Consider the following 12,019-nt stretch of genomic DNA (forward strand, 5'->3'; position numbering starts at 1 on the left):
CCGATAACCTCGTATACGTGTCGTCCCTTGCGCTCTACCGCCGCTACCGTCCCGAGTCGTTCGCCGAGGTCATCGGGCAGGAGCATGTCACTGCCCCGCTGCAGCAGGCCCTGCGTAACAACCGGGTCAACCACGCGTACCTGTTCAGCGGGCCGCGGGGCTGTGGAAAGACGACCAGCGCCCGCATCCTCGCCCGCTGTCTGAACTGCGAGCAGGGCCCCACGCCCAACCCCTGCGGCGAGTGTCAGTCCTGCATCGACCTGGCCAGGAACGGCCGGGGATCGATCGACGTCATCGAGATCGACGCCGCTTCGCACGGTGGTGTGGATGATGCCCGTGACCTGCGGGAAAAGGCATTCTTCGGCCCGGCGAGCAGCCGCTACAAGATCTACATCATCGACGAGGCGCACATGGTCACCCCGGCGGGCTTCAACGCCCTGCTGAAGGTGGTCGAGGAGCCCCCGGAGCATCTGAAGTTCATCTTCGCGACCACCGAGCCCGAGAAGGTCATCGGGACGATCCGGTCGCGTACGCACCACTATCCGTTCCGGCTGGTGCCGCCCGGGACACTGCGCGACTACCTCGGTGAGGTGTGCGGCAAGGAGGGCATCCCGGTCGAGGACGGAGTACTTCCGCTCGTCGTACGGTCCGGGGCCGGGTCCGTGCGTGACTCGATGTCCGTCATGGACCAGCTGCTCGCCGGTGCGGCCGACGACGGTGTGACATATGCCATGGCGACCGCGCTCCTCGGGTACACCGAGAGCTCGCTGCTCGACTCGGTCGTGGACGCCTTCGCGGCGGGTGACGGAGCGGCGGCGTTCGAGGTCGTGGACCAGGTCATCGAGGGCGGAAACGATCCCCGGCGGTTCGTGGCCGACCTGCTGGAGCGGCTGCGGGACCTGGTGATCCTGGCCGCCGTTCCGGACGCCCGCGAGAAGGGCCTGATCGACGCGCCCGCGGATGTCGTGGAGCGCATGCAGGCGCAGGCCTCGGTGTTCGGCGCGGCCGAGCTGAGCCGCGCCGCCGACCTGGTCAACACCGGTCTCACCGAGATGCGCGGCGCGACGTCCCCGCGCCTCCAGCTGGAGCTGATCTGCGCCCGCGTGCTGCTGCCCGCCGCGTTCGACGACGAGCGTTCGTTCCAGGCACGACTGGATCGCCTTGAGCGGAACGGGGGAGGTGGCGGGGGTGCGTTCATGGCCGCGGCCGCTGCTCCTGGGCCCGCGATGGGGTACGTACCGGGGCCCGAGGCACATGGGGCTCCCGCTGCTCCCGTGATGCCCGCCCCCGTGGCTGCCGCGCCTGCCCCCGCCCCGGCGGCGGAGCCGGCCCCCGCGGCCGCCGAGGGCGGACAGCGTCCCGGTGCGTGGCCCGGTTCGGGCGGCGGCGGTGGCGGCGCCGGGCAGGACACCGCCGGGCGCCGGCCCGGCGGGTGGCCCACCGCCTCCGCGCCGGGTCAGGGCCGGCCCGAGCCGCAGCCCGCGCCCGCCGCACCTCCGGCGGCGGCTCCTGCGGCCCCCGCGGCTCCGCCCGCCGTCTCGCAGTCGGCCGCGCAGGGCGCCGTACAGGTGCAGAACATGTGGCCGGGCATCCTGGAGGCCGTCAAGAACCGACGGCGCTTCACCTGGATCCTGCTCAGCCAGAACGCACAGGTCAGCGGCTTCGACGGGACGACGCTCCAGATCGCCTTCATCAACGCCGGCGCCCGCGACAACTTCGCGAGCAGCGGCAGTGAGGACGTGCTGAAGCAGGCGCTGGCTGAGTCCTTCAACGTGCAGTGGAAGATCGAGTCGGTCGTCGACCCGTCCGGCGGTGGCGGCGGCGCGCCGCCGTCCGGCGGCGGAGGCGGTTTCGGCGGGGGTGGCACCGCAGGCGGTGGCGGTTTCGGCGGGCGGCCCCCGGCCCCGGCCCCGCGCCCCGCCCCGCAGGCCCAGCCGGCCCCCGCCCCCGCCGCACCGCAGGCTTCGGGCCCGCAGCGCCCGGCTCCCGAGGCCTCCTCAAGCACGCCGTACGCCGGGGATTCGACGCCCCCGCCCCAGCCGCCTCCTCCGCCGATGGCGATCGAGGACGACGTACCGGAGGAAGACGATCCGGACCTCGTCGACTCGGCGCTCTCCGGCCACGACCTGATCGTGCGGGAGCTGGGCGCGACGGTCGTCGAGGAGTTCACGAACGAGTAGCCCGGCGGGGGGAGTGCGGCGCGCGGGCTAGGCTGCACACCGTGAAGGTCCTCGTCATCGGCGGCGGCGCCCGCGAACACGCCCTGTGCCGCTCTCTGTCCCTCGATCCCGACGTCACCGCGCTGTACTGCGCCCCCGGCAACGCCGGCATCGCCGAGGTGGCCGAGCTGCACCCGGTTGACGCCCTCGACGGTGCGGCCGTTGCCCGGCTCGCCGGCGAGCTCGGCGCCGGCCTCGTCGTCGTCGGCCCGGAGGCGCCGCTCGTCGCGGGCGTCGCCGACGCCGTACGCGCGGCCGGCATCCCCTGCTTCGGCCCGTCCGGTGAGGCCGCCCGGCTGGAGGGCTCCAAGGCCTTCGCCAAGGACGTGATGGCCGCGGCGAACGTCCCCACGGCCCGCAGTTACGTCTGCACGACCCCCGAACAGATCGACACGGCCCTGGACGCCTTCGGCGCGCCGTACGTCGTCAAGGACGACGGCCTCGCCGCCGGCAAGGGCGTCGTAGTCACCGACGACCTCCGGGCGGCCCGCGACCACGCACTCGCCTGCGACCGCGTGGTCATCGAGGAGTTCCTCGACGGCCCCGAGGTCTCGCTCTTCGCAATCACCGACGGTGTGACCGTCCTCCCGCTCCAGCCCGCGCAGGACTTCAAGCGCGCGCTCGACGGCGACGAGGGCCCGAACACCGGCGGCATGGGCGCGTACTCCCCGCTCCCGTGGGCCGACCCCAAGCTGGTCGACGAGGTCATGGCCACCGTCCTCCAGCCGACCGTCGACGAACTGCGCCGCCGTGGCACGCCCTTCTCCGGGCTGCTGTACGCCGGACTGGCGATCACCTCGCGCGGTGTACGGGTCATCGAGTTCAACGCCCGTTTCGGCGACCCGGAGACCCAGGTGGTCCTGGCCCGCCTCAAGACTCCGCTGGCGAGCGTGCTCCTCAACTCCGCCAACGGCACTCTCGACGTCGAACCGCCGCTGACCTGGCGCGACGACGCCGCCGTGACGGTGGTGATCGCCTCGCACAACTACCCCGGGACCCCCCGCACGGGCGACCCGATCGAGGGCCTCGACGAGGTGGCGGCCCAGGATGCGCCCCATGCGTACGTCCTGCACGCCGGGACCAGGCGCGACGGCGACGCCGTCGTGAGCGCGGGCGGCCGAGTGCTGTCCGTAACAGCGACCGGCAAGGACCTCACGCAGGCCCGCGAGCGGGCGTACACAGCCGTCTCCCGCATCCGCCTCGACGGCTCGCAGCACCGCACGGACATCGCCCGGAAGGCGGCATCCGAGGCCTGATCGCGGCTCCGCCGCCCCACCGAACGTCAGCAGCTTTCCCCAAAGCCATTCCATCGAGTGACCGCTGGGCCATCCGGCTGACGGCCGCCAAACCCCCAACTAGGGTGCGGCGCAAGCATTCCGGCACTTGGCCCACCGACATTGCGATGTCAGTGGCGGGTGCCACAGTGGGGGAATGAGCGAAGCCGTCGCAGGGCGAAGGGGGTGACGTCCGGCCGTGTCCGGTACCGGTATGGGTGTGGAGAAGGGCGCGCAGTCCGCGCGTTCCAGGGCTCTTGCCGTGCTGCGCGTCCGCAGTACGGCGCTGGCCGTCGCCCTGCTGCCCGCGGCTGTCGCCGTCGTCCTGTTGGTGGGCGGCGCGACGGGCCACGCGGTCGGCGGGGGCTGGGACGCCGCGCGCTGGGTGATGACCGCCACAGCGGTCGTGGTTCTGCTGGCTGCCGCCGCCGTAGGAGCGGTGATCGCACGGGCGAGACCCGCCACAACCCCGACGGTCGAGGTCTCCGAGCATTCCGCTCCGGATCTCTATCGCCTCGTCCGCGACCTGGCGGACCGCCTGGAGGTACCGGCGCCGTCCGCGATAGCGCTGACGCCGGACTGCGACAGCTGGCTGGAGGACCGCACACACCCGGCGTCCATACCGGGCGCCGCCCCTCGGCGCCGCAGGACAACGGCAGCGCCCGTGCTGGTCATCGGGTCCCCGTTCCTGTGGTGGATGCGGGTGGCCGAGCTGCGCGCGGTGCTCGCCCCGGTGGTCGCCGGCACGGGCCCCTCCGCGCACCCCGACATAGCAGCGGCCCGCCGCTTCCTCCGCGGCCTGGACGCGGCGGTGGCAGTCGCGGCCGCCCCCGGCCAGGGGCCACTGCGCCGTGTCCCGCTCAGCTTCGTCGGCTGGACCTCCAAACTCCTCCTCCGCAGCTGCCGGGTCCACGCGGCAGAGATGGAGCGCGGCGTAGCCACAGCCGCTTCCGAACGCGCCCAGACGGTCGACTACGGCCTGCGGATCGTCGCCCAGGAGCAGGTGGGCCTGGCGTACGCGGGCTGGGACAGGCTCCTGACCCGGGTGGCCCTGCCGGCCTGGCGCATGGGCCGCTGGCCGTCCCGCCTCGACGCCGGCGTCGTCTCCGCGCTCACCGAACTCTCGCGCCGCGACCGCCTGGCCGAGGGCTTCACCTCCCGCCTGGGCGAACGCCCGGCCTGCGACCTGCTTGAAGAACCAGGCACCGTGGACGAGGCCACCTCGCTCCTCGCCGCCCGACTCTTCCACGGCGGCCCCGCCGAGCCGGGCCCGGACTGGTCGCCGGTGGACTGGGCCCAGTACCCGGAAGAGGTCGTGGACCGGAAGTGGCGCGCGGACGCCGCCCGCCTGCACCGGGTCCTGGACACGATGGGCGTACGCCGCGCCCCCGTCCCCGCCGCCCCCACCCTCACCCGGGTGATGGACCACCTGTCCGCCTCACAACCGGCAGCCGAGACGCTGGCCGCTGCCATCGGCGCGGAGGTGGCCCGCGAAGAGGCAGCCGCCCCGCCGCCCGCACCGCTCACGCTGGGCGAAGGCGACGACGCCCCCTGGGACACGGGCCCGCTCTTCCCCCTCCAGCCGCCGAGGACGGGCCGCGATCTGCTGGCCGACCACGTCACCGCGATGGTCTGCTGCGCCGCAGTGGACACGGCCGGCGCCGCCCCGGGCCTGGACTGGCTGGACGGCCCCACGCTCCTCATAGACGGCGAACGCCGAGCGGACCTGGGCACCCGGGTCCTGAACCTCGTAGAAGACGCCGACCCGGCACCACTGCGCTCCTGGCTGGCCTCAGTAGGAGTACGCCCGGAAAAAACAGTCCGCCTGGTCTGACTACGCCGCGTACCCCACGCCCCCAACCACCAAGCCACGGTGCCGGGAGGGGACGTGCCGGGGCGCTCCCCGCAGGGCGTCGAACGCAACCACCCCGACGAAAACCCAGTACCCGAAACGTTCGACGCCCGAGGAGACGCCCCGGCGCGGCACCGACCCCAACGCCCCCGCAAAACCCCGCCCAACAGCACCCCCGCACCCCTACCACGCCCCCGCTTACCGGAAGCAGACGTTCCGTTAACGTCAATTCGCGACGAACGGTGACGGAGTGCGTGCGTTATGTGATGTGCTGGGGTCCAGTAGCTGACAAGTGGCGCATCACAGTTGTCTCGGGGGCTAGAGGGAGGGAAGCGGCATGGGGGACGAGTTCATCCGACGCTGGGAATCGGGCGCCCTGGCGCACGCCGTCTCCGATCCCTTCGGCCAGGGCCCACTGCCCTGGCTGCGCGGCGGCGAGCACTACTTCAGCGACAGCGGCCAGGTCATCCCCTGGTACGCCGACCACGTAGACCCCGTCACAGGAGCCAAGCTCCCCCAACCCCGCTCCGCCACCACCGGCCCCCGCACCGCCGACGACGTACGCCAGCAGATCAAAGGCTTCGCGTCCCCAGGCGCCGCCGCCCCCGGCGAGGCGATCGACTTCCACATCACGGTGGACCCGCCCCAGCAGTTCTCCGTGGACATCTACCGGATCGGCCACTACGCCGGCGACGGCGCGGCAAAGATCACCACCAGCCCCCGCCTGTCCGGCATCGTCCAGCCGGCCCCGCTCACCGCCGACCGCACCGTCTCCTGCCACCACTGGTGGCTGTCCTGGCGCCTCCAGATCCCGGACTTCTGGAGCATCGGGGCGTACGTCGCCGTGCTCACCACCGCCGACGGCTACCGGTCCCACATCCCCTTCACCGTCCGCGACAGCCATCCGGCCGACCTGCTCCTCCTCCTGCCCGACATCACCTGGCAGGCGTACAACCTCTACCCGGAGGACGGCCGCACCGGCGCCAGCCTGTACCACGCGTGGGACAGCATGGGCCGCCTCCTGGGCGAAGAAGAAGCAGCCACAACGGTCTCCTTCGACCGGCCGTACGCAGGCGCCGGCCTCCCCCTCCACGTAGGCCACGCGTACGACTTCATCCGCTGGGCCGAGCGCTACGGCTACGACCTCGCCTACGCCGACGCCCGCGACCTGCACGCCGGCCGCATCGACCCGACCCGCTACCGGGGCCTGGTCTTCCCGGGCCACGACGAGTACTGGTCCGCGCCCATGCGCCGCACCACGGAACTCGCCCGCGAGGCAGGCACGTCCCTGGTCTTCCTCTCCGCCAACACGATGTACTGGCAGGTAGAACTCGCCCCCTCCCCCTCCGGCACAGCCGACCGCCTCCTCACCTGCCGCAAGCGCCGAGCCCCCGGCAAGCCCGCACTCTGGCGCGAGATCGACCGCCCCGAGCAGCAGCTGATGGGCATCCAGTACGCCGGAAGGGTCCCCGAACCCCGCCCCCTGGTAGTGCGCAACGCGGACCACTGGCTCTGGGACGCGACCGGCGCGCACGAGAACGACGAGATCGAGGGCCTGGTGGCGGGAGAGGCGGACCGCTACTTCCCCCGCACCCAGCTCCCCGAGCACGAGGACCGGATCCTGCTCGCCCATTCCCCGTACGAGGACAGCGAGGGCCACCGCCGCCACCAGGAGACGTCCCTCTACCGGGCCCCCAGCGGCGCACTGGTCTTCGCCTCGGGCACCTTCGCCTGGTCCCCGGCACTGGACCGCCCGGGCCACGTGGACCCCCGCATCCAGCGCGCGACGGCGAACCTCCTGGACCGCATCTGCAAACGCGACTAACCCGCCCCGCCCCGCCACCCGCGCCTCGCATACGGGAGAATCAGAAGCGCTCCTGGATCAACCTACGCGGAGGAACCGTGTCCGGATTCGTAGAAAAGCCCGAGCCGCTCCAGCTCCCGGGCCTGACCCACCTCCACACGGGCAAGGTGCGTGACCTCTACCAGAACGAGGCCGGCGACCTCGTGATGGTCGCCAGCGACCGCATGTCCGCGTACGACTGGGTGCTGCCCACCGAGATCCCCGACAAGGGCCGGGTCCTGACCCAGCTCTCGCTCTGGTGGTTCGACCAGCTCGCGGACCTCGCCCCGAACCACGTGATCTCCACCGACCTCCCCGCCGGAGCCCCTGCCGACTGGGCCGGCCGCACGCTCATCTGCAAGTCCCTGCGGATGGTCCCGGTCGAGTGCGTGGCCCGCGGCTACCTCACCGGCTCGGGCCTGACCGAGTACAGGCAGACCCGCACCGTCTGCGGCCTCGCCCTCCCCGAGGGCCTGACCGACGGCTCCGAGCTCCCGGCCCCGATCTTCACCCCCGCCACCAAGGCGGCGGTCGGCGACCACGACGAGAACGTCAGCTACGAGGAAGTGGCCCGCCAGGTCGGCGCCGAGACGGCAGCCCAGCTGCGCCAGCTGACCCTCGCCGTGTACAACCGGGCTCGCGACATCGCCCGCGACCGGGGCATCGTCCTCGCCGACACGAAGTTCGAGTTCGGCTTCGACGGCGAGGAGCTGATCATCGCCGACGAGGTACTGACCCCGGACTCCTCCCGCTTCTGGCCCGCAGCCACCTGGGAGCCCGGCCGCGCCCAGCCGTCGTACGACAAGCAGTACGTCCGCGACTGGCTGACCTCGCCCGCCTCCGGCTGGGACCGCAAGGCGGAGCTGCCGCCGCCCGCGCTCCCGCAGGAGATCGTCGACGCGACCCGGGCGAAGTACCTGGAGGCGTACGAACTCCTCACCGGAACCACCTGGTCCTAGCCCAGCGCCAGGCAACGCAGAAGGCCCCGGTCGCAATGACCGGGGCCTTCTGACTCTGAGCGGACGACCAGGTTCGAACTGGCGACCTCAACCTTGGCAAGGTTGCGCTCTACCAACTGAGCTACGTCCGCATGCACTGTGTTGCCGTTGTGCGATGCCAACTATACCCAACCTCGCTCGCGTGCGAGCCGCACCGCGGCATGACGATTCTCCGCACCCAGTTTCGAGACCGCCGAGGACAGATAGTTGCGTACCGTCCCGGGCGACAGCGCGGCCCGCTCCGCGATCTCCGCGACGGGCGCCCCGTCCGCCGCCAGCTCCAGCACTTCCGCCTCTCGTACGGTCAAGGGCGAGTCCCCGGCGGAGATCGCGTCGGCGGCCAACTCCGGGTCCACGTAACGGTTTCCGTCCCGTACGCTCCGGATCAGCTCGGCCAGCCGCTGTGCGCTGACGGTCTTCGGTACGAACGCCCGCACCCCCGCCGCGAGCGCCCGTTTCAGGTGCCCGGGCCGCCCGTGACTGGTCACGATCATGCAGCGGCAGCCGGGCAGCTCGGCTCGCAAGGTTGTGGCCACACTCACACCGTCGGCGCCCGGCATCTGCAGATCCAGTACGGCGACGTCCGGCCGGTGCGCCCGCGCCATCGCCAGCGCCTCGGGCCCGGTAGCGGCCTGGGCGACGACGACGAGGTCGTCCTCAAGACCGAGCAGCGCGGCGAGCGCGCCGCGGATCAGGTGCTCGTCGTCGGCGAGCAGCACCCGCACCGGGGCCCGCACCTCGGCATCGCTCACCGCAGTACCTCCTGAACCAGCGGGACCTCGGCCGTGAGCCGGAACCGTCCGTCCCCGGCGGGCCCCGCCCGCAGCGTCCCGCCCACTGCGCTCAGCCGCTCCCGGAGGCCGGCAAGCCCCGAACCGGGCGTACCCGCGGCGGGCACTCCACCCGCCCCGTCGTTCTCCACGACCAGCACCGCCTGCCCGCCCTCGGCCGTCAGCCGCACCGTGCAGCTGCGCGCGTCCCCGTGCCGCAGCACATTGGTCGTGGCTTCCCGTACGACCCATCCGAGCGCCGACTGCACGCCGGCCGGCAGATCGTCGCCGAGCCGCGCACGGTCCACCTGGCAGCCGATGCCCGCCGCGCTCAACACGCCCCGGGCCCCTTCCAGTTCGGCGGAAAGATCCGCCGCACGATAGCCCCGTACAACCTCCCGCACCTCGCGCTGCGACTCCTGCGCGATCCGCTGCACCTCGGCCATCTGATCGGCGGCCTCCGGCCTGCCGCGCCGCGCCAGCTGCACCGCCAGCTCGCTCTTGAGCGCGATGACGGCGAGATTGCGCCCCATGACGTCGTGCATGTCCCGTCCGAAGCGCAGCCGTTCCTCGGCGACGGCGAGCCGCGCGGACACGTCGCGGGCCCGGTCCAGCTCGCGGATGACCGCCATGAACCAGGCCGACGAGCGCGTGGTCAGCAGCGCGAACAGCGCCACGAACAGCACGACCGCCACCCCGCCCGCGGCCGGCCCGGTGCCCGCGCCGGTGGCGGCCAGCGCCCCCGCCAGCAGGGCCGCGGCCACCACCGTCCCGAGCAGCAGACGCCGGAGCGTCGACAGCATGAAGGTCGACATGGCTGTGGTCATCAGGGCGTACGGAAGCGTCTGCACCATCACCGACCCGTCCTTCATCCCGCCTGTCGCCTGAAGGGTCACGATCAGGCCTGCCGAAACGCCGCCCAGTGCCAGCGCCACGGAGGCGGAACGCCATGGCGCGGGGGCCCCGTCGATGTAGTGCGCGAGCCCTCGGCGGATGCTGTGCATCGCCACCGCGCACTGGGCCACGGACAGGGCGAGCACGCCGCGAGCGAGCGCGACGGCGTCGGCATCGCGGCTCAGTCCCTCGGCGAGCGGCGTGAGAACGCCGATCGAGATCAACCACGGCAGCAGATACAGCGTCACCCGCATGTACAGGTCCAGTTTCCCGGCCTGACTCCGCTTCCCCCAGAAGCCCTTCATCCCCGCCCCTCCGGCGCCCGACTTCTATCGCCGCGGCTCCCACCGGAACCACCGCTGCACAGCGAATACCGACAGTACGGCCCAGGCGAGAGCGGTCGCGACGGCCCCCAGCGCTTCGTACACCCCCAACTGACCGCTCCAGCCGCCCCGCACCAGCTCCACGACCGGCGACAGCGGCAGCAGCTCACAGACGGAGGCGATCCGGTCCGGAAGCAGCTCCAGCGGCACCACGACCCCCGAGCCCACCATCGACACCAGCATCATCGGCATGATCGTGATCTGCGCGCCCTCGGCGGACCGGGTGAAGGCGGTCGTGGCGGCCGCCATCACACCCGCGACCACAAGCCCCAGCACGACACCGAGGACCACCCACAACGGATCGGCCGGCATTTCCATCCCCAGGACCGCCGCCCCCGCGATCAACAGCCCCACGCACTGCACGAGCCCGGCCACCAGTGTGGCGGCGGCCGTCCCGGCCAGGATCTCCGCGTCGCCGAGCTCCCCGGTCCGCAGCCGCTTGAGTACGAGCTCCTCGCGCCGCACCACATAGACCGTGACCAGCGCCGAGTACACCCCGAAGATCAGCACGAACGCCACGGCCATCGGCATCATCACCGCACCCAGCGAAAGCCCCGCCTTGCCGAGGTCCAGGTCGTCGACGACCGGCCGCATCGCATACGTCATGGCCACCGGCAGCACCAGAGCGGTGAGGAGCACCGCCTTGTGCCGTACGAGCAACGTCAGTTCGGCCCGCGTCAGCGCCGCCATACGTCCCGCAATCGCCGTACTCATCGCGCACCCACCTCTTCTTCCGCCTTCTCGCTCTTCTTCGCCTCGCGCGCGATGTTCAAGAAGGCCTCCTCCAGCGAGGCCGACCGCACATCGAGCCCCCGCAGCTCCACCCCGGCCGCGTCCGCCCAGGCGAGCAGCCCCGTCGCGGCCCGCTGAAGCCGGTCCGTGAACAACCGCACCGTCCGCCCCGCCAGTTCGTGCCCCGTGACGCCCAGCTGCCCGAGCGGCGGCAGGTCCCCCAGGTGGTAGCCGTCCGGCAGCTCGAAGGAGATCTGCGACGGATACGCCGCCACCACCTCGTCCACCCGCCCCTCGGCGGCGATCCGCCCCTCGTGCAGGATCGCCAGCCGGTCGGCGAGTTCCTCCGCTTCCTCCAGGTAGTGCGTGGTCAGCAGCACGGTCGTCCCCCCGTCGCGCAGCTCCCGCACCAGCTGCCACGTCTCGCGCCGTCCCTCGGCGTCGAGCCCGGTGGTCGGCTCGTCGAGGAAGAGGATCTCCGGCCGCCCGAGCAGCGCCGTCGCGAGGTCCAGCCGCCGCCGTTCCCCGCCGGACAACTGCTTGACCCGTACGTTCTCCCGCTTCCCCAGCCCCACCAGATCCAGTGCCTCGCCCGCCGGCCGGGCCCCGCTGGTGCATCCCGCCCACATCCGGACCGTCTCGCGCACGGTCAGCTCGGACGGGAAGCCGCCCTCCTGGAGCATGACGCCGACGCGGGGACGTACCTTCGCGCGCTCGGTGTACGGGTCGTGCCCGAGCACCCGGACGCTGCCGCCGCTGGGCCGGGCGAGGCCCTCCAGGAGTTCCAGGGTCGAGGTCTTGCCGGCCCCGTTGGTGCCGAGCAGCGCGAAGAGTTCACCGCGCGCCACGGAGAAGGAGAGGGAACGGACGGCTTCGAAGCCGCCGCTGTAGGTACGCCGGAGCCCCTCGGCGTCGATCACGTACTCGTGGGTGGTCATGCGACAAGACTTCCGCCGGACCACGGCCACCGGCAGTGCGGGCTGTCACCACTGCGCATGACAAATGTCAGAAGTCGAGCAAGGGACAAGGGACCAGGGGCACAACAACGAAGGCC

The 12,019-nt window shown here is 72.1% G+C and carries 9 protein-coding genes and 1 tRNA gene; 5 read left to right on the plus strand and 5 right to left on the minus strand.

Annotated features, from left to right (window positions below; all coding sequences use genetic code 11):
* The first annotated feature begins 17 nt into the window (after positions 1-17).
* From AC1P0E_RS17870 to AC1P0E_RS17890, 5 genes are all read left to right on the plus strand, one after another.
* Positions 18-2,180 (plus strand): DNA polymerase III subunit gamma and tau, encoded by a 2,163-nt coding sequence (locus tag AC1P0E_RS17870; RefSeq protein ID WP_482743162.1) that lies wholly within the window; start codon positions 18-20, stop codon positions 2,178-2,180.
* A 41-nt stretch (positions 2,181-2,221) separates the two neighbouring features.
* Positions 2,222-3,475, plus strand: coding sequence for a phosphoribosylamine--glycine ligase (gene purD, locus AC1P0E_RS17875; RefSeq protein ID WP_482743163.1), 1,254 nt, complete (start codon positions 2,222-2,224; stop codon positions 3,473-3,475).
* A gap of 232 nt (positions 3,476-3,707) precedes the next feature.
* A complete protein-coding gene (locus tag AC1P0E_RS17880; protein WP_482743164.1) occupies positions 3,708-5,327 on the plus strand; it encodes a M48 family metalloprotease in 1,620 nt (539 codons plus the stop codon).
* Between the two features lie 355 nt (positions 5,328-5,682).
* Positions 5,683-7,170 (plus strand): N,N-dimethylformamidase beta subunit family domain-containing protein, encoded by a 1,488-nt coding sequence (locus AC1P0E_RS17885; protein ID WP_482743165.1) that lies wholly within the window; start codon positions 5,683-5,685, stop codon positions 7,168-7,170.
* 77 nt (positions 7,171-7,247) lie between these two features.
* Positions 7,248-8,147 (plus strand): phosphoribosylaminoimidazolesuccinocarboxamide synthase, encoded by a 900-nt coding sequence (locus tag AC1P0E_RS17890; protein WP_482743166.1) that lies wholly within the window; start codon positions 7,248-7,250, stop codon positions 8,145-8,147.
* A 58-nt stretch (positions 8,148-8,205) separates the two neighbouring features.
* Here AC1P0E_RS17890 and AC1P0E_RS17895 read toward each other — a convergent pair.
* The 5 genes from AC1P0E_RS17895 to AC1P0E_RS17915 form a co-directional block, all read right to left on the minus strand.
* Positions 8,206-8,278: transfer RNA gene (locus tag AC1P0E_RS17895), tRNA-Gly, on the minus strand.
* A 30-nt stretch (positions 8,279-8,308) separates the two neighbouring features.
* On the minus strand, positions 8,309-8,923 hold the full coding sequence (locus tag AC1P0E_RS17900) for a response regulator (RefSeq protein ID WP_482745796.1): 615 nt from the start codon (positions 8,921-8,923) through the stop codon (positions 8,309-8,311).
* Positions 8,924-8,934: 11 nt separating this feature from the next.
* On the minus strand, positions 8,935-10,155 hold the full coding sequence (locus AC1P0E_RS17905) for a sensor histidine kinase (protein ID WP_482743167.1): 1,221 nt from the start codon (positions 10,153-10,155) through the stop codon (positions 8,935-8,937).
* A gap of 24 nt (positions 10,156-10,179) precedes the next feature.
* Positions 10,180-10,947: an ABC transporter permease gene (locus AC1P0E_RS17910; protein ID WP_482743168.1), complete on the minus strand. Its 768-nt coding sequence runs from the start codon at positions 10,945-10,947 to the stop codon at positions 10,180-10,182.
* The gene (locus tag AC1P0E_RS17915; RefSeq protein ID WP_482743169.1) at positions 10,944-11,903 is read right to left on the minus strand and encodes an ABC transporter ATP-binding protein; all 960 of its coding nucleotides are present in this window, start codon (positions 11,901-11,903) and stop codon (positions 10,944-10,946) included. The genes AC1P0E_RS17910 and AC1P0E_RS17915 overlap by 4 nt, the downstream gene beginning before the upstream one ends.
* Positions 11,904-12,019 lie beyond the last annotated feature (116 nt).

The organism is Streptomyces sp. TRD_SC_5 (assembly GCF_056836825.1).